This is a genomic window from Pseudofrankia coriaricola (genome assembly GCF_001854805.1).
In the GTDB taxonomy this organism is placed as follows: domain Bacteria; phylum Actinomycetota; class Actinomycetes; order Frankiales; family Frankiaceae; genus Pseudofrankia.
On sequence record NZ_MBLO01000065.1, the window covers coordinates 15,734 to 33,882 of the forward strand.

The 18,149-nt window shown below is 73.4% G+C and carries 12 protein-coding genes; 9 read left to right on the plus strand and 3 right to left on the minus strand.

Annotated elements, in window-relative coordinates; all coding sequences use genetic code 11:
• Nucleotides 1–444 precede the first annotated feature (444 nt).
• Nucleotides 445–1,158: a GntR family transcriptional regulator gene (locus BCD48_RS11885; RefSeq protein WP_083418515.1), complete on the minus strand. Its 714-nt coding sequence runs from the start codon at nucleotides 1,156–1,158 to the stop codon at nucleotides 445–447.
• Between the two features lie 521 nt (nucleotides 1,159–1,679).
• On the opposite strand from BCD48_RS11885, the gene BCD48_RS11890 reads away from it, so the two are divergent.
• The 6 genes from BCD48_RS11890 (at nucleotide 1,680) to BCD48_RS11920 (ending at nucleotide 10,614) form a co-directional block, all read left to right on the plus strand.
• Nucleotides 1,680–4,031, plus strand: coding sequence for a protein kinase domain-containing protein (locus tag BCD48_RS11890; RefSeq protein WP_071048417.1), 2,352 nt, complete (start codon nucleotides 1,680–1,682; stop codon nucleotides 4,029–4,031).
• Nucleotides 4,032–4,271: 240 nt separating this feature from the next.
• On the plus strand, nucleotides 4,272–5,810 hold the full coding sequence (locus tag BCD48_RS11895; protein ID WP_071048418.1) for an ABC transporter permease: 1,539 nt from the start codon (nucleotides 4,272–4,274) through the stop codon (nucleotides 5,808–5,810).
• 113 nt (nucleotides 5,811–5,923) lie between these two features.
• A complete protein-coding gene (locus BCD48_RS11900) occupies nucleotides 5,924–6,799 on the plus strand; it encodes an ABC transporter ATP-binding protein (protein ID WP_083418516.1) in 876 nt (291 codons plus the stop codon).
• Between the two features lie 758 nt (nucleotides 6,800–7,557).
• Complete coding sequence (locus tag BCD48_RS11905) at nucleotides 7,558–8,085, plus strand: ferric reductase-like transmembrane domain-containing protein (protein WP_241841662.1); 528 nt, start codon at nucleotides 7,558–7,560, stop codon at nucleotides 8,083–8,085.
• A 337-nt stretch (nucleotides 8,086–8,422) separates the two neighbouring features.
• Nucleotides 8,423–9,262: a ferredoxin gene (locus BCD48_RS48945; protein ID WP_116271489.1), complete on the plus strand. Its 840-nt coding sequence runs from the start codon at nucleotides 8,423–8,425 to the stop codon at nucleotides 9,260–9,262.
• Complete coding sequence (locus tag BCD48_RS11920; protein WP_071048421.1) at nucleotides 9,259–10,614, plus strand: NAD(P)/FAD-dependent oxidoreductase; 1,356 nt, start codon at nucleotides 9,259–9,261, stop codon at nucleotides 10,612–10,614. Before BCD48_RS48945 ends, BCD48_RS11920 begins: the two co-directional genes overlap by 4 nt.
• Nucleotides 10,615–10,624: 10 nt before the next feature.
• Here BCD48_RS11920 and BCD48_RS46035 read toward each other — a convergent pair whose 3' ends face one another.
• On the minus strand, nucleotides 10,625–14,419 hold the full coding sequence (locus BCD48_RS46035; RefSeq protein WP_083418513.1) for a DEAD/DEAH box helicase: 3,795 nt from the start codon (nucleotides 14,417–14,419) through the stop codon (nucleotides 10,625–10,627).
• Between the two features lie 85 nt (nucleotides 14,420–14,504).
• Complete coding sequence (locus tag BCD48_RS11930) at nucleotides 14,505–15,428, minus strand: helix-turn-helix domain-containing protein (protein ID WP_071048422.1); 924 nt, start codon at nucleotides 15,426–15,428, stop codon at nucleotides 14,505–14,507.
• Between the two features lie 121 nt (nucleotides 15,429–15,549).
• Here BCD48_RS11930 and BCD48_RS11935 point away from each other — a divergent pair, with 121 nt between their 5' ends.
• From BCD48_RS11935 to BCD48_RS11945, 3 genes are all read left to right on the plus strand, one after another.
• Nucleotides 15,550–16,260, plus strand: coding sequence for an SDR family NAD(P)-dependent oxidoreductase (locus BCD48_RS11935; protein WP_071048423.1), 711 nt, complete (start codon nucleotides 15,550–15,552; stop codon nucleotides 16,258–16,260).
• Nucleotides 16,261–16,498: 238 nt separating this feature from the next.
• Complete coding sequence (locus BCD48_RS11940) at nucleotides 16,499–17,476, plus strand: hypothetical protein (protein ID WP_241841663.1); 978 nt, start codon at nucleotides 16,499–16,501, stop codon at nucleotides 17,474–17,476.
• 186 nt (nucleotides 17,477–17,662) lie between these two features.
• Nucleotides 17,663–18,149, plus strand: a 487-nt coding sequence (locus BCD48_RS11945; protein WP_071048425.1) for a helix-turn-helix domain-containing protein, incomplete at its 3' end; no start/stop codon positions are given.

Below are 18,149 nucleotides of genomic sequence, written 5' to 3' on the forward strand. Positions count from 1 at the left end.
GGTCTCCGTGTCATCTCGGTCGCCGCCCGGCCGTAGAGGGGCGGAATTCCCCGCGGGTGGGCGCGCGGAGAAGCCGCCCGCGCACGGATTTCCGGGGCGGCCGGCGGAACTGGGAAAGGAAGGCGGAAACCCGCTCAGGGGACCGGTGTTCGGACGTGTGGGGATGGTCAGGCGGGGCGGCCGGCATGCCTGGAATCAGGCTAGGATCTTGCTGTTTCGCCACCGTCACCGGCGAGATATATCTGCGTCGGCAACTGTCCACCGGCGCCGGGGCGCCGGCCACGATGGTGACGGCGCATCAGCGCGGCGCCCGGGTCCTGCCGGATCGGCGACAGATCCCTGCCGGATCGGCGACAGGGTCCCTGCCGGATCGGCGGAGCCGATCTGGGAGGTAAGCGATCTGGAAGGTAAGCGATCTGGGAGGTCTGTGGCGCACCGCCAGCCTCAAGCGGGGAAACGGGCCGATTCGTCGGGGAGCGCGGCGACGACGGTCTGCAGGCGGGAATGGTGCGCGCGGGAGGCGGCCAGCAGAGCCCCGACGTCGCGGGCGACGAAGGCGCGCAGCATTCGTTCGTGGTCGGTGACCAGCGCCTCGACGGCGTCCCTGGACGCGTAGTCCATCGGCCGCACGGGCTCGGTGACGTTCCAGGCCGAGACATACATGTGCTCCAGCCGGGCCATCCCGGCGGGACCGACCAGCGCGAGGTGGAAGCGGCGGCTTTCCCGGTGGTGGCCGCGCGAGTCGCCCGTCTCGACCGCCAGTGCCATCGCCTCGTGCGCGGCGAGCGCCCGGGCGTCGTCCTCGGCGGTCGCCTGCCGCACCGCCGCCGTCAGCGCCGCCGCCTCCAGCACCTCCCGCACGACGTAGAACTCGCGCATCTCCGCCGGGGTGAGCGCCGCGACCGTGTAGCCACCGCGGGCGCGGTGCACGACCAGCCCCTCGCCGACCAGGCTCATCAGCGCCTCGCGGACGGGGATCCGGCTCACCTGGTAGTGCGCGGCGACCTCGTCGACGGGGATAGGGGAGCCCGGCGCCGCCGCGCCGTCCAGGATGACCCTCTTGACCTCGCGCAGGATCACCTCGCGGACGGAGCCGCATCCCCGCGCGTCGGTGTTCAGCGTCCCGGCCCACGCCGCGCTCGGCCGTGGCATCCGCATCTCGCCCGTCCTTCCGCTCGGGACTCCTCCGGCGGGCGCGTCCCCGGTGCCGGCGCCGTCCGGCCGGACCATCCGCCCCCGACTGCCCCCGACCTTCGGTACGCGCACGTGCGGCGGGACGATAGTTGCCGACTGTTTCGGACTGTCGGCGATCCGATATCCGCCGGTTGACATCCCTCGGGGCGTGGCGGAGTTCGGCCGCCCGGACGGGGGCGCCGGCGCGACGCCGCGGTCCAGACGTGTTCCCGCAGGGCGGCCCGGCGGGCTCTCGGCCCGGAACGCCGGACGGCCGTCGAGGGGGAACACCAGTGGTGCCGGACCGGGTGCGCTCCGGGGCGGTTCGCGTCGGCGCCCCGGCGGTAATGTGACCACGAACAGCGCGGAACGGGGCCGGGGCACGACGGCGGAAGGCACGGCGCCGACGGGTGGGCCGCCGCGCGGCGCGGTGGGCCGCCGCCGCGCCGGCGCGAGGCGACGGTCGGGACAACGGCGGGTCTAGACAGCATCGGAGAGCGGTCGGCGTGCAGGACATCGCGTTGCCGGTGCGGCTGGGGCCGACGACGCTGATGGCGCGGATCGGCGCCGGCGGAATGGGCATCGTCTACTACGGCCTACTCGGGCAGACGCCGGTGGCGGTGAAGGTGATCCGCGCGGAGCTGGCCGACGCGCCCGAGTTCCGCGCCCGGTTCCGCCGCGAGATCGAGCTGATGCGCCGGGTGGGCGGCGTGTGCACCGCCCGGGTCCACGCCGCCGACCCCGACTGGTACCCGCCCTACCTCGCCACCGAGTTCCTCGCCGGGCCCACGCTCGCCGACTGGATCCTGCGCAACGGCCCGGTCACCGGGCCGTCGCTGCGGACGCTGGCCGTCGGGCTCGCCGAGGCGCTGCTGGCCGTGCACCGCGCCGGCGTCGTGCACCGCGACCTGAAGCCCGGCAACGTGCTGCTCACCCAGGCCGGCCCGAAGGTCGTCGACTTCGGGATCGCGCTCGCCACCGACGTCACCGTCCTCACCCGGGTGGGCACCCCGGTCGGCACCCCCGGCTACATGAGCCCCGAGCAGCTCAACGGCATCGACGTCGTCGGGCCGCCCGCCGACGTGTTCGCCTGGGGCTGCACCGTGGCCTACGCGGCGACCGGGCGCACCCCCTTCGGCGCCGGCCCAACCGACGCGGTGCTGTTCCGGGTGCGCCACGACCCGCCGAACCTGGCCGGGATCCCGGACGACCTCGCCGGGCTGGTGGACGAGACGCTGCGCAAGGATCCGGCGGCCCGCCCGGACGCGGCCGAACTGCTGCGCCGGCTGCTGGCGCTCGTCCTCGGCCCGGACTGGGCCAGCGCCAGCCCCGCGCGCACGGGCGGCCCGGCCGCTGGCGACGTCCTCGCGGACGCCGGCGCCGCGGGCGACGGGGAGCGGGGCTGGACACCCGAGACGGACGCGGATCTGGCCCGCGGCGTGCTGCTCGTGCTCGATCGACACTGGCCGATCCGTACCTACCTGCCTCCGCCGGTGGTGGCGCCGGCGCCCGCGGCCGGCGGCCCGGCGCGCCCCACGCCCGCCGCGCCGCCGGCGGCACCGATGGCTCCCGCCGCGCCACCAGGACCCGTGCCCGCCTCTCGGCCCGCTCCCGGCCCTGGCCAGGCTCCCGGCCCCGGTCTGGCACCCGGTCTCGCGCCCTGGCCCGCCCGTCAGTGGCCGCCTCCGGTCGGCCCGCCGGTGGGTCCTCTGCCGGTCCTCGGCCGGCCGGCGGCTCCGCTATCGGCCGCGGGGCCGGTGCCGACCGGTGCCCCACCGCAGACGGGTGCTCCACCGCTACCGCAGCCGCCCGTGCGGACGGGGATGCCGCTGCCGCCGGGCGCGCGGGGTCCGCTGGGCCCGCCCCCGACGTCCGGCCCCCCGTCGTCCCCGTTGGCCCCGGCGCAGCGCGGGCCGGGCGGGCACGGGCCGGGCGGGCGTGGGCCGAGCAGCCCTCCCTCCGGGCCGCATCGCCTGCCGACGGGCGTGCCCGCGTCGGGTGGTCCTCGGGCCTCGGGCGGCGTCTGGCGACGCCCTCGCCACGGCCTGGTCGGCGCGGGTTTCGTCGCGGTGGTGGCGGTCGTGGTGGTGTTGGTGCTGGTAGCCGTCTCGCTGGTGGCCCTGCGGCTCTTCACCCATGACGACGACGGCGGGACGCCCAGCTCGACGCACACGCAGCAGGGGCCAACCGCCCCGGTAAGCACGAACCCCGTCTCCCCAGGGGACGGCGCGACGCCACAGGCCGGGCCGAAGACCGCGGACGGACCCGGCGCCGTGAGCTCCGCGGGGCCGTGCCGGTACGTCGCCACAGACGCGCGCGGCCCCGCCGCGCCCATCCCGCCGTCGGTCGGGCACCTGCCGACCGGCACCGCGACGATGACCATCCAGACCAACGGCGGCATCATCACCGCGGAGCTCGACGCGGCGCTCGCCCCGTGCGCCGTCTACGCGCTGCGGCATCTCGCCGGCGAGGGCTACTACGACAACAGCCTCTGCCCCCGCCAGACGGACGGGCCGAACCAGGCCTACTACATCCTCCAGTGCGGCGACCCGACGGGAACCGGGTCGGGCGCGCCGGGCTTCGCCTACGACGCGGAGCACCCTCCCAGTGACTTCCGCCGAGGCGTGATCGCGGTCGTCCACGGCTCGTCCGGCGCGAACGGCGCCCAGTTTGTCATCAGCTACGCCAACCCGAGCCAGGAGGGCCGGGAGGAGATGGCCGACCGCTACACCCCCGTCGGCCGGGTCGTCGACGGGTTCGACGTCCTCGACGACCTCGTCGCTCCCGGCGCGGATGGCGGCTACGACGGGCCGCCGGCCAGCGACGCGCGCATCCTGTCGCTCACCGTCGAGCCGTAACCCGGCGTATCCCGCCGGCCCCGTGGCGGCGTCACCGGGAGCTCTGATGTCCGTCAGCGCGCCGGGGACACAACCGATCGGCAACGCTGACCCCCCTTAACGGGGGATGAGCCGTACTTAAGCAGTCACACAGCAGGGCTTCCTAGTGTCCCGGACGGCTCACACGCCCGACCCGTCCGCGATCCCCGCGGGTCCGGCCAAGGCCCTATCCGGACCCCCACCTGGACCGCAGGGAGACCCATGCTGTTGACGTACGTCCGCCGCGAGCTCAGGGGGCGACTCCGGCAGACCGCGATCGTGGCGGTCGGCCTCGCGCTCGCAGTCGCCCTCATCCTCGCCGTCACCGCCGCCTCCTCGGGGGTGCGCAACGCGCAGTCGAGCGTGCTCGACTCGATCTACGGCGTCGGCACCGACATCACGGTCACCCAGTCCGCGCAGCCAGGGCAGGGCGGGGGCGAGCAGTTCACGTTCGGCGGGCAGGCCCCTGGCAGCACCTCCTCCGACGCCAACACCAACGTGTCCTCGGACAACCTGCGCCTCGCTCCCGGCTCGGCCGCGATCAAGGACGCCTCGGTCAACTCGGTGCGCTCGACGCAGGGCGTCGCCGACGTGACGGCGACGCTGATGCTGCGCCAGACCAACTTCAGCGGCCAGGTCTCGGGGCAGAACCTCGACGACCTGCGCCAGCAGTTCCGTGCCCAGCGCGGCGGAGGCGTCACCGGCCCGCAGGGCTTCACCGGCTTCGGCGGCGGCGACTTCAACGTCAACAGCCTCACCGTCGAGGGTGTCCAGCCCGGCGCCACCGCCCTCGGGCCGCTGTCGGGCGCCGAGGTCGTCAGCGGCGGCCGCGCCTTCACCGCCGCGGACGCGAAGGCCAACGTCGCGTTGCTGTCCAAGAGCTACGCGGACACGAACAAGCTCGCCGTCGGCGGCACCGTGACGGTCAAGGGCACGGCGATGAAGATCGTCGGCCTGCTCGACTCCGGCACGTCCGGCACGTCGCTGTCCGACGTCTACCTGCCCCTCGGCGTCGCCCAGAGCCTCGCCGACCTGTCCGGCCAGGTGACCAACCTCTACGTCCAGGCGAGCTCCTCCGGCTCCGTCGACACCGCCGCCGCCGCGATCAAGAAGGTGCTGCCGGACGCCACCGTGCAGACGCAGTCCGACCTGGCCAACGGCATCTCCGGCTCGCTGTCGAGCGCGTCGTCGCTGGTGAGCAAGCTCGGCAAGTGGCTGTCGATCGCCGTTCTCGCGGCCGCGTTCGTGCTCGCGATCCTGTTCACCATCTCCGGGGTCACCCGGCGCACCCGGGACTTCGGCACCCTGAAGGCGATCGGCTGGAGCAACGGCCGGATCGTCCGCCAGGTCGGCGTCGAGTCGCTCGTGCAGGGTGCGATCGGTGGCCTCGTCGGTCTGGGGGCGGGCCTGATCGGGATCTGGGCGATCAACTCGTCGCACATCAAGCTTGCCGGCACGACCAGCTCGGGCGCGTTCAGCGTGGCCCGGGGGGCGGCCTTCGACGGCGGCGCGGAGGGCGGCGGCCCGTTCGGCGGTGGCGGTGGCGGGTATGGCGCTGGCGGCGCCGGCACCGGTGGTGGCGGCGGCGCTCGGCGGACCGCGAGCAGCACGGTCGACGTCCTGCTGCACGCGCCCGTGCACTGGTCGGTCATCGGACTCGGCATCGGCCTGGCGCTCGTCGGCGGCCTGCTCGCCGGGATGTTCGGCGGCTGGCGCGCCTCCCGCCTGCGCCCCGCGGCCGCGCTGCGCAGCCTCGACTGACGGCGGCGTCGACCGGCGGCGGCCTCGACCCGCTGGTGACGGCGCATCAGCGCGGCGCCAGCCACCTTCTCGACCAGTTCTCTCGGCGCGACGGAAGAGACAAACAGACGATCATGTACACACTTACCGGCGTCACGAAGACGTACTTGAACGGCAAGAAGGCGGTCAACGCCCTGCAGGGCATCGACCTGAACATCCCCGACGGGCAGATGGTCGCGGTCCAGGGCCCGACGGGCGGCGGCAAGTCGACGCTGCTGCAGATGCTCGGCGCGCTGGACCGACCCACCTCCGGCTCGGTCCTGCTCGGCGACGAGGACCTGGCCAAGTCGTCCAACTCGCGGCTGACGAAGCTGCGGGCCAGCAACGTGGGCATCGTGTTCCAGAGCTTCAACCTCATCGCGACGCTGACGGCACTGGAGAACGTCGAGGCCGCACTGGTCCCGCTGGGCGTACCCAAGGCACAGCGCCGCGAGCGTGCCACCGCGGCGCTCGCCTCGGTGGGGCTCGCGGACCGGATCGGTCACCGGCCCGCCGAGCTGTCCGGCGGCCAGCAGCAGCGGGTGGCGATCGCCCGCGCCCTGGTGAAGGACCCGAAGGTGCTGCTCGCCGACGAGCCGACCGGGAACCTCGACGAGGAGACACGCGACGAGATCATCGCGCTGCTCGAGGGCCTGTGGCGGGACCAGGGCCTCACCCTGGTGATCGTCACCCACGACTCCCAGGTCGCGGCCCGGGCGCAGCGGCGGCTGCACATCGCCAAGGGCAAGCTGCGCGACACCACGCCCGCGTCGAAGACCCCCGCCCAGGCGCGGCCGCCCGCCGACGAGCAGCCCACCTGGGCAAAGCCCGCCGACGATGCCTCCCCGCCCGCCGATGCCTCCCCGCCCGCCGAAGCCGCCGCGGCCTCTCCAGCTGCTGCCGCCTCTCCAGCTGCTGCCGAGTCCCCGGCCGCTGCCGTCTCCCCGGCCACACCGGCCGACGAGGCATAGCTCCACGCCGCCCTGACATCGGCCTGCCCCGCGCCGATCCGCGCCGGACCCCAACCCGGCGCACGCGGCCCCGTGGCTCGATCCGGCGCCTCCCCCCGACCGGACCGGGCTGCGGGGCCGCCGTCTGCCCGTTGGCGACGGACGCCGTCAGCGCGGCACCGCGCCCCGGACATCGATCACAGGCCGTGACCGGCTCGGCCATCCGGGATCTCGCCCACATCCGCCATACCCGCGCGCCGGTTCGGCCGTCCACCGCCAGCGACCGGGGCGGACTTGCCAGGGCCCACGGTCGGGACATGCGTGACTGATCAGGACCACCCGTCGTTCTCTCCGCCGCGAGATCATCGGATTGAATGCCCACATACGTACCGTGACGGCGAAACCGTTCTTCGCCACCGGAGTGACGCATCGCCTGGCCGTCGCGCGGCGGCGTGCACCATCGTCCGCCGGCGCTTTCACTGGCGAACTCGACGGACCAGGCCGGTCATGTTACGTCGGGGTGTCGGATACGAGCATCTTGCACCGCTCTGCTACACTTTGCGGCAAGGCGACGGGAAGACGAGGTACTACCGGGGGGGAGAAGAAGCCCGGAGGCTACCTTGCCGCGTGCGACGTCAATACTCGATGTGGTATCGCCACGCAATGTGCACGGTATAGCAATGCACCAAGCCGCGGATCCGGCGGTCCGGCCAGGCGTCACCACTGATGCGACCCTGGGTCACATCGCCGGCATATTTGGTTACACCGCGTTTTTCTTCATGGCGGCCACCGTCATCTGGGGCCTGTTCCTCATCACCCGGCTGCCGGAGCGGCATATCCGCAGGCAGACGCTGTACGGCGGCCACATGATGCTGGCGATTCTGGCGCTCGCCGCGTCGGTGGTACACGCCCAGGTGCACTACTTCCGGCACGACGCTTACTACACCGAGAGCCGGATCTGGTTGGTCTGGGGCGGAGCCAAGGCGGACGTCCTGCCCGGCATCCTTGGCCTTGAGGTCCTCGTGCTGGTGGCGTTCTCGATCTGGTTCCAGCGTCGCATCGGCTATCGGCGGTGGCACCGGTTCCACTGGTTCGCGTACCCGGGATTCGTCCTGATCGCGATACACAGTGCCTGGGCTTCGCGGGAGCAGCACTTCGGTGTCATCTGGGCGGCCATGGCGGCCGCGATGTTCGTTCCCCTGGCGCTGTTCGTGCTGCGAGTGCTCTCGCCAGCCGGGCGCAGGGACGAGGCCGACCCCTGGTTCGACGTCGTGGAGGCATTCGAAGATGGCATCTACCGCCGGTAACGACAACCAGCCTCACGATTTCCGGCAGACTGCCTGGGACTCGCGGTGGATGCGGCCCCCGTCGCCGGGCGAGGACCTTCGCCAGCCCGGGCCGCGCACTCCGCCCGACCCGGGTTTCACGGTGACGGGCCCGGCCTGGTCGCTGCCTCCGGAGCCTTCACCGGGGGAGTGGCAGGCCGCGTCAGCAACGTCGCCGCCGGTACCGGGGCAGTCCCCGCCACCGGGATCCGGTCCGTCGGGGCCGGCCGGGCCGCCCTGGTCCTGGCCGCCGTCGCCGCCGTCGGTGCTGCCGCCGGGAGAGGGGCGCGTTTCCGCGGGATCGCCCGGCGACTGGCGCATGGTCCCGCCACCGCCGCCCCCGCGTTTCGACGAGTCGCACCCGTCCTGGCCGCGTGACGCGATCGCCCCGGTGCCGTTCACCGGCCCGGCTCCCGTGCCGTCGGTGCTGCCGCCGGGAGAGGGGCGCGTTTCCGCGGGATCGCCCGGCGACTGGCGCATGGTCCCGTCACCGCCGCCCCCGCGTTTCGACGAGGCGCACCCGTCCTGGCCGCGTGACGCGATTGCCCCGGTGCCGTTCACCGGCCCGGTTCCCGTCACCGGCACCGTCACCGGCTCGATGCCCATACCGGCCACCGGGCCGCGGTACCCCTTCGCGAGCCAGGCCACGCACGTCGACCCGGCGCCGATGACCGGGCCGGTACCGACCGCCGGCCTGGCGCCGAGCCTGGGCCCGGCCAGGTCGGACACCGGGCCTGGCGTCGTCGTGCCGAGTTCCTCGCTCCCGGTGCCCGCGGAGCGCACCGGCCCGCTCGCGACGGGAGCCGGGACCGGCCCCCGTCCCGCGATGGGCACCGGCCCACTGGACGTCACGCCGCTGGCCCGCCTCGGCGGCTCGGCCGTGGGCCGGCAGGCTGGCCGGCCCGCGTTCCAGCCCAACCTGCGGCGAAGGCCCGGCGGCCCGCGGCGCCGGTCCGAGCCGGCGGTGGTGAGTGTCGACAACAACCGCTGCCATCTTTACGCCATCTGCCAGCAGGAGGCGCCGTCGAGCTTCCTGCTGGCAGATGACCACCGGCTCTACTACGACGCGTCGCCGCCGTCGCACCAGATGGCGAGCGTCCGGCAGGCGGCCCGCCTGTGTCCCATGCAGGCGATCACTCTCGAGAACGGCGCGAGATGACGAGGCCTCGGCCCAGGCCCGACATAGCGCACGCACTGGCACGCGTCGGCTGGGCCAGGATCGAGCACCGGCCGCGGCCGCACTCCGTCGTCATCGCGGGTGCGGGCATCGCCGGGCTGCGCGCCGCGGAGCGCCTGCGCGAGCGCGGTTTCGACGGGCAGATCGTGTTCGTCGGCGAGGAGCCCCACAAGCCCTACAACCGCACCCCGCTCTCCAAGCAGCTGCTCGCCAGGACGGGCCGCCTCGGTGACCTGAAGCTGCCCGTCTTCAGCGACCTGGACGCGATCTGGCGGCTCGGTACCAGGGCACTCGGCCTGGACGTCGCCCGCAACCGGCTGCTGCTGGCCCGCGGCGAGGAGGTCGAGTACGACGGCCTGGTGATCGCCACCGGGGTCGAGGCCCGGCACCTCCCCGGCACGCCCCTCTGGTCCGACCACGTCTGGACGCTTCGTGACATGACCGACGCGCGCGGCCTGAGCCGGCGGCTGGCCGACGGTGCCCGGCACATCGCCGTGATCGGCACCGGCTTCATCGGCTGCGAGATCGCGTCCAGCCTCCGCGGCCGGGGCCTGGACGTCACCGTCATCGGCAGAGGCGGGGCGCTGATGTCGTCCGCCATTGGTAAGCAGGTCGGCGGCCTGATGACGCGCCTGCACCGGAACAACCAGGTCGCCCTGCTGCTCGGCCGCAACCCGGTGCGCTGGGCGACCGCGGACTCGCTCACGGAGCGGCCGCGGTCCGGCGCCGGCGTCAGCATCTGGCTGGATGACGGCGGCCGCGTCGACGCGGACGTCGCCGTCGTCGCGGTCGGTGCGCTGCCGGCGACGCGCTGGCTGCAGGGCTCCGGCCTGGACGTCACCGACGGCGTGCTCACCGGGCCGACCACCCACGCGGTCTACATGGACGGCACCACTCCGGTGCTCGCGCCGTCGGTGGTGGCCGCGGGCGACGTCGCTCGCTGGCCGAACCTGCTGTTCGACTGGACGCCTCGGCGCGTCGAGCACTGGATCACGGCGTCCGAGCATGGCCAGGCGGCCGCCGACGCGCTGCTGCTCGGCCCCGACCAGGCGTCGGCGTTCACCCCGACCCCCCGGTTCTGGACCGAGCAGTTCGGCGTCCGCCTGCAGGGTGTCGGCCGCCCCGGCCTGGCCGACGCCTGCTGCCTGGCGGAAGGCTCGACCAAGTCCCTCGAGTTCGTCGCCGTCTACACCCGCCAGGGCGTGGTCGTCGGCGCCGTCAGCGCCAACGCCGGCGTGCGCCTCCTCGAGTACGCCGACCTCATCGGCTGGCCGCTGGACGCCCCGACCCCGGCTGGCATGCCCGCCCCCCGAACACCGATGGCCACGGTCTGAGCGACGTCTCTCAGTCGAAGAGGTGGCGGACGTCGTCCTCGGTGAGGGTGGCGCCGAAGGCGGCGCCGTCGTCGATGACGCTGGTGAACAGGTGCGCCTTGCGGGCGGCCAGCGACATCACCTTGTCCTCGATGGTGTCACGGGCGACCAGCCGGTAGACCATGACGTTGCGGGTCTGACCGATGCGATGCGTGCGGTCGACGGCCTGCGCCTCGGTGGCCGGGTTCCACCACGGGTCGAGCAGGAAGCAGTAGTCGGCCTCGGTGAGGTTCAGGCCGAAGCCGCCAGCCTTGAGGCTGACGAGGAAGACGCTCGCGTCGCCGGACTTGAACCGTTCCACCACCGTCGCCCGGTCGCGGGTCTTGCCGTCGAGATAGCAGTACTCGACGCCCGCGGCGGCAAGCCGGTCGCGGATCTTGCCAAGGAAGCCGGTGAACTGGCTGAACACGAGCGCGCGGTGGCCGCCCCCGACGACGTCGGTGAGCTGCTCCAGCAGGCTCTCGATCTTGGCGGACGGCAGGTCGGCATGGTCGTCGTCGACGAGGCCGGCGTGCAGGCTCAGCTGGCGCAGCAGGGTGAGCGAGCGCAGGATCGTGAACCGGTTGCGGCCCAGGTCGCTGACCAGGCCGAGGACCTTCTGCCGCTCCCGCTGCAGGTGAGTCTGGTAGAGCCGGCGGTGGCGCGGATGCAGGTCGACCTCGAGCACCTGTTCCTGCTTCAGGGGGAGCTCGGGGGCGGCCTGTTCCTTGGTGCGGCGCAGCATGAGCGGCCGGATCCGCCCGCGCAGCCGGGCGAGCAGCTCCGGGTCGTGCCTGCGCTCGATCGGCTGGGCGTAGTAGTCGCGGAACCGGGCCGGATTCGGGAACAGCCCCGGAGCTGTGATCGACAGCAGCGACCACAGCTCCATCAGGTTGTTTTCCATCGGCGTGCCGGTGATCGCGAGCTTGAACGGCGCGGGCAGCCGCCGGGCGCACTGGTAGGCCTTGGACTGGTGGTTCTTCACCATCTGCGCCTCGTCGAGCACCAGGGCCGACCAGTCGAGCGTCGCGTAGTCGTCGATCTCGAGGCGGAACAGTGTGTAGGACGTGACGACGATGTCAGCGCCGGCCGCGACGTCGCGCAGCGCGGCGCCGCGACGCTTCGCCGTGTCGACGATGGTGACGGCCCGCAGGTCCGGCGCGAACCGGCGCGCCTCCGTCGCCCAGTTGGCCACGACGCTCGTCGGCGCGACGACGAGGAACGGCGCGAACGTCTGGGCCGGCCCGGCCGCCGGGTGCGGCCCGTCCTCGGTGCTGGAACTGGCGTCGGCGCCCTCCGGGGCGTCGGCGGGCGTCGCCGCGGCGGCAGAGGTGGTGGTGGCACCGCCTGTGGTGGCACCGGTAGTGGCGGCGGCGGTGGCGGTCTCGCGGGCGTGGCAGATGAGGGCGAGGGTCTGCAGGGTCTTGCCGAGCCCCATGTCGTCGGCCAGGATCCCACCCAGCCGGTTCTCCCAGAGGAACGCCAGCCACCGGAAGCCGTCGAGCTGGTACGGGCGCAGCGTCGCGGCCAGCGCCGCCGGCGCCGCGAGGTCCGCGCGCGGCGCCGTGACCGCGAGCAGCCCGCCGACCTGCTCGCGCCAGGCGGCGGCCTGCCGCTCGACGACGCCGAGCGTGGCCAGCTCCTCCCACAGGCCGGCCTGGAACCGGCTGATCCGCGGGCTCTCGCCCGACCAGTCCCCGAGCGCCCTGGCCTCCTCGATGAGCCGGCGCAGCGCCGCGAGCTCTGGCTTCTCCAGGCTGAAGTAGGCGCCGTCGGGCAGCAGCAGGTACTCGTCACCCCGGTCCAGCGCGACGAACAGGTCGCGGAAGCTGACCTGGCGGCCCTCGACGGTGATGGTGACGCCCAGGTCGAACCAGTCGTTGTCGCCCTCGACGTCGTCGACGGACAGCGCGATGCGCAGGCTGTCACCGGCCTCCCGGTAGTCGGCCGCCTCGCCCTCGACCTCGACCCGCAGCCCCGGCCGTCCCGCCAGCAGCGGGAGCACCTCCGTCGTCACCCGCATCGTCTCGGCCCCGCGCAGCCGGGCGGTCCCTGGCGCCGGCAGCGACGACTGGCCGGCCACCCCGGGCGCGTCGCCGGGCCCGGCCAGGAACCGCTCCGCCTCGGCGGCCTCCGTGGCCGCGGCCAGCAGTTCGGCGGCGGCGGGCGGCAGGTCGAGCGCGGCGAGCACCCGCTGCTCGGCGCGGACATCCCGCGGCCCGGCCAGTGCCCCCGCCGCCAGGTCGCCCTCAGCCGCCGTGCCGCCGGGCGGACCGGCGGGCAGCAGCGGGGCGCGGACCTCCTCGCCGCCGATCTCGTACGCCCACTCCCAGAACAGGTCGAGGTCGTGGTCGTCGCCGTAGGCCGCCCGCAGCACCAGCGTGGGCGGGGACACCTCGGGCACGTCGAACGAGCCGTCGCTGGAGACGACGGGCGCCAGGCGGCGCAGACGCGGGTAGAACTCGGCGAGGAACCGTCCCTGCCCGGCCGCCGGCACGACCAGCCGCCGGCCCTCGAGCGTCATCCGCCGCAATGGCGGTGCGACGGGCTCGGCGAGGCGGGCGAGGTGGATGTGCCAGTCGCGGCGGTCATCGGTCGCGCGGGCTTCCGCCCGGTCGACGTAGACGACCCCGTGGCCGTTCTCGCCGATGAAGCAGAACGGCGCCAGCTGAGGGGCGAGCTCGCCGTCGAGGCGCAGCACGGGGACGATCGTCAGCGCCCCCGGTCCGCCGCCGTCACCACCACCGCGGCCGTCGTCGCTGCTCGGCTCGCGGGTGACGTCGAGGACCAGCTCGCCGTGACGGTAGGGCGCGACGTCGCCCAGTTTCTTGCGGCCGTGGACGAACCGCAGCCCGACCGTCTCGGCCTCGTCCAGCAGCGCCCACAGCGCCCTGCTGTCGAACGTCGACAGGTCGAGCCGCCTGCCGTCACCCTGGCGGTAGCCGTAGGGGTACGACGACTGCCGCGCCCTGGACAGCGCGAACATCTCCCGCAGCAGCTGGACGTGGGCCGGGGCGTAGTCGGTGACATGGTGCCAGGCGGTCAGCTGGTCCCAGCTGACGGCGTTCACCCAGCCGGTCCTGCCCTGCCTGACGAGCCGCGCGGTCACCCGAGGGTCCGCACCGGCGTCCGACACGAGGCTCAGCTCCACGGCGAGCGGTGTCGCTCCGGCGAGCGGCGGCGGCGTCCACCCGGCGCCGTGCCGGGCGTGCGGGTCGTCGTCCGCCTTGAGCTCGAGGAGCTCGCCGAGGGACCGCTCCCAGGAGGGCGGCGCCGCGGCCCGTCGTGCGGGCCTTTGCGTCGCGGCGGCGCCCGGCTGCTTCCTGGCGGTGCCCGGCCGTGCGGCGTTCACGCCCACGGAGACAGTGCCCGCCCGCCGTGCCGCCGCGGCCAGCGTCTCCAGCGCCTGCGTGGCCGCCCGCGCGGCGGAGGATGCCGACGCGGCCGGGCCGCCGCCGGCCTGGTCGCCGCCGGCGGCCAGAACCAGCGCGACGACGTGCTTGCAGTCGGCACCCACCGGGCAGGAACAGAGGCCCGTGCCGAAGCGGCGCGACGCCCCGTCGCCCTCGAACCGGACTATCGTCGAGTAGGGCCTCAGCCCGCTGCCGCGCACCCGGCCGAGCAGCTCACCCGCGGCCTCGTCCCAGCGGATGTCGACGACGTTGCCGCGCAGCGCGTACGACGAGCCCCGGGCGTAGGTCGCGTCGGAGACGGCCTCGCGCAAGCCGACGACGGTGGGTCCTAGGTTCGGCCCGGCGGCGGGGGAGCGCCGTGACAGGGGAGCCATGGTCGGCAACTTAGCAGCGGCGCCGTTTCCGCCGGCTAGGTGCTTTTGCTCCCGCGGCCACGGCCCACCACTGGCCCACGCACTCTCACGCTTCCGCGGGCCCGGGGTGTAGGCCACTGGCGGCCGGCGTGGCCTCGGGGTCGGAAGTGAGCCGCTGGGTGCCGACGACGCGTAGGAGGGCGAGAGCGTCGGCCTCGGGGGTGCCGGGCGGCGCGGAGTAGACGACGACGGACTGGTCGACGTCGGGGACGTGCAGCGCGTCGCAGTCCAGCGTCAGCGGGCCAAGCGACGGGTGGACGACGGTCTTGCGGTGGCTGCGCCAGCCGCCGGCCTGCCCGCTGGCCCAGAGGCGGCGGAAGTCGGCCGAGCCGGCGCGCAGCCGCGCGAGCAGCTCCGCCAGGCCCGGGTCCCGGGGGTACCGGGCCGCGGCGGAGCGCAACGCGGCGACCGCCTGCGCCGCGGTCGACTCCCGCTCCTCCTCCGTCTCCCCGACGCGGCTGCGGCGGGCGTCGAGCTCCGGGCCGGGCAGGAACCGCAGCAGGTTGATGTTGCGCCACTCCGGCGGGACGGCCGACCAGTCGCCATGCAGGGCACTGGCCATGGCGTTCCAGGCCAGCACGTCACCCTTGGCGCTCACCACGACCGTCGGCAGGTCGACGAACCGGTCGATGAGGCGCAGCACGCTCGGCCGGACATGCATCTCGATCATCCCCGGCGCGGGCGGTGCCCACCCGGCGAGGTGGAGCAGCTCGTCACGGCCCGCGGTGTCGAGGCGCAGCGCCCGCGCGAGCGCCTGCAGGACCTGCGTCGAGGGCCGCGGCCCGCGGCCCTGCTCCAGCCGGACGAGGTAATCGACGCTGATCCCGGCGAGCAGGGCGAGCTCCTCGCGGCGCAGCCCGGCGACCCGCCGGGACGCCCGCGGCCCGGCGGGCAGTCCGACGTCCTCCGGGCCGACCCGCTCCCTCGCGCGCCGGATCGCCGCGGCCAGCCCGGCACGGTCGACAGTCACGCTCCCAGCATGCTCCCGCGCGGCGCGGTGAGGCCGGCCGTGGACGGGATGAAGGTGGTACCGCCGGTCCCACGACCGCGCGGCCCTCCTGCCCACCGCGCGGCCGCCGGATGCTGGTCCCATGACAACCGCGCTGATCACCGGGGCCAACAAGGGCCTCGGCCTGGAGACCACCCGCCGCCTCGCCACCCTCGGCTGGACCGTCTGGCTCGGCTCCCGCGACGCCGACCTCGGCGAGAAGGCGGCGGCGTCGATCGCCGCCGACCAGCCCGGCGCCGACGTCCGGGCCCTGCCGCTCGACGTCACCGTCGACGACTCCGTCGCCGTGGCCCTCGCCGCCGTCCGCGACGCGGGCACCGGGCTGGATGTCCTGGTCAACAACGCCGGTCTCGCCGGCGCCCGCAAGCCGCCGGCTGAGACGGTGCCGGCCGACTTTCTCGCGGTCTTCGGCGTCAACCTGCTCGGCCCGGTCCGGATGACGCACGCCTTCCTGCCGCTGCTGCGCGAGTCGGCGGCGCCCCGGCTGGTCATGGTGTCCAGCGGCATGGGCTCGTTCGGGATCACGACGGACCCGGACCGGCTCGAGTCGACCCTGCACGGCCTCGTCTACCCGTCGTCCAAGGCGGCGCTGAACATGGTCGCGACGATGTACGCGAAGTCGCTCTCCGACATCGACGTCCGCGTCGTCGACCCCGGCTACACCGCGACCGGTCTCAACGGCTTCAGCGGCCACCAGACCGTCACCGAAGGCACCGACGCCATCGTCGAGGCCTGCACCGCGGCGACCGCCCCCGCGCTCTTCTTCGACCGAAACGGCGCCGTTCCCTGGTAGCCGTCCGGGACCGCCCGGCCGGGTGGGCGGCGGTGCGCCGGCATCGGGCCGAACCCGTGGGAACAGCTCCGCTGAGTCCGGTGGGTCAACCGTCGACGTCAACTGACGCCAAAGTCCCGGAAGAGCGCTCAACAAGCGCTCGTCTCGCGTTTTCGAGCGCTTGTTTTCGCTTTTCGGTCGCGATGGATACTGCACTCGAACCTCCCTTGCTCTCGGCGGGTATTAGAGGACCCTTCCGGTGGTCTTCCCGCAGGCCGGCGGGTTGGTGGAGGAAAAACGCCAGAATAAAGCGTCAACCGCTGGCCGATTTGTCGCATGCTGGTCGAGTTCCGTATGGTTGGCGGCATGCCGAGCGGGGCGCATGAAGCGCCGATCGAGATGGCCACCATGGGCCCGGACGTGGTGGTCAAGCTGCTGCCGAGATTCGGGCACCCGGCACCCGGCTCCCGAGTCTCGAGATGTCATCGAGCCGGGAACGGCGATGCGGATGATGGCGCCCCGCACCTACCATGCCGACGGGGCACAGCTGTTCCGCCATCCCAACGGCAGCGCGGAGCTGGGCGTCGTGCTCGAGGTGCAGCGTCGCTGGGACCCGGAGAAACAGTGGATCTGGCTGCTCTATGTGGCACACATGACCGTCAGGCTGCGGGTCAGGACGGTGCTGCTGGTCTATTGTTCCGACCCTGCGGTCGCTGCGCGCTACAAGAAGCTGTTCGACCCTGAGGACCGCTCCGTGCCGCTGCGGCCTATTATCTTCTCACCGCTCGACGTGCCGCGGGTCGTCGATGTCGAGGAGGCCAGGACGGACCCGGTGTTCGCGGTGTTCTCGGTGATCTGCCACGGCGGGGATGCCGACATCGATGACCTCTTCCCCGCACTGGCGGCGGCGCTGGAAACGGTTAGCACCGAGACCGGGACCTCGTACGATGACATAGTTCGCGCCGGGCTGCCGCCGGATGCCCGAGCACGTTGGGAGGCCTACATGGTCAAGACCGATGGCCACAGGTTCTACAGCGACTACTACCGTGAGCTCGACGCCCGGTCGCGAGCTGACGAGAGGAGTCGCTCGGTGCTGGCTGTGCTGGAAGAGCGCGGCGTGCCCGTGTCCGACGCCGCCCGCGAGCGGATCCTCGCCTGCGGCGACCTGGACCGGCTCGATACCTGGCTCCGCCGCGCGATCACCGCCACCTCTGTCGACGACGTCATCCGCGACTGAACCGGTACCGAGAGTGCACACCCAGACACCCAGGCAGCGGCAACTCGATCATCGCAACCCACCTCGGCGAACGTAGGTGGCCAGCGCGCTAGTGCGCTGTCCGTGAACGTCTGCCGGGCGAGGTGTGGCGATCTCGGTTTGCGGTGATGCGCAGGTATCTGCTCCTGCTCGTGGGAGGGGTCTGCGATGGCGAAGCCGGTGCATGTCCGTCGGTTGACGGACGAGGAGGGACAAGCCCTGCTGCGGATCGTGCGGCGGGGTCGGCACGACGCGGTGAGGATCCGCCGGGCGATGATGATCCTGGCGTCGGCGTCAGGAAACACCAACGAGGCGATCGCCGCCCTGGTCGCCGCCGATCCCGACACGGTCCGGGACGTCATCCACGCGTTCAACGACCGCGGGCTGGACTGCCTGGACCCGCGGTGGGCAGGTGGCCGTCCGCGGCGGATCACCGCAGACGGCGAGGCCCGCATCCTCGAGGTCGCCCGCACCAGGCCAAGGGCGCTGGGGCTGCCGTTCACCCACTGGAGCCTGCGCAAGCTGTCCGACTACCTGCGCCACCCCCCGGCCGGGGTACCCCCGGTCATCGTGGGCCGCCAACGCCTCGGCGAACTGCTGCACCAGCACCGGATCTCCTTCCAGCGCACCCGCACCTGGAAAGAGACCTCCGACC

Excerpts from the sequence above, each read along its gene's own strand:
- BCD48_RS11895 (WP_071048418.1), top strand. The coding sequence starts at position 4,272 with ATGCTGTTGACGTACGTCCGCCGCGAGCTCAGGGGGCGACTCCGGCAG.
- BCD48_RS11885 (WP_083418515.1), bottom strand. The coding sequence starts at position 1,158 with ATGCGGATGCCACGGCCGAGCGCGGCGTGGGCCGGGACGCTGAACACC.
- BCD48_RS11935 (WP_071048423.1), top strand. The coding sequence starts at position 15,550 with ATGACAACCGCGCTGATCACCGGGGCCAACAAGGGCCTCGGCCTGGAG.
- BCD48_RS48945 (WP_116271489.1), top strand. The coding sequence starts at position 8,423 with ATGGTCCCGCCACCGCCGCCCCCGCGTTTCGACGAGTCGCACCCGTCC.
- BCD48_RS46035 (WP_083418513.1), bottom strand. The coding sequence starts at position 14,419 with ATGGCTCCCCTGTCACGGCGCTCCCCCGCCGCCGGGCCGAACCTAGGA.
- BCD48_RS11900 (WP_083418516.1), top strand. The coding sequence starts at position 5,924 with ATGTACACACTTACCGGCGTCACGAAGACGTACTTGAACGGCAAGAAG.
- BCD48_RS11905 (WP_241841662.1), top strand. The coding sequence starts at position 7,558 with ATGGCGGCCACCGTCATCTGGGGCCTGTTCCTCATCACCCGGCTGCCG.
- BCD48_RS11920 (WP_071048421.1), top strand. The coding sequence starts at position 9,259 with ATGACGAGGCCTCGGCCCAGGCCCGACATAGCGCACGCACTGGCACGC.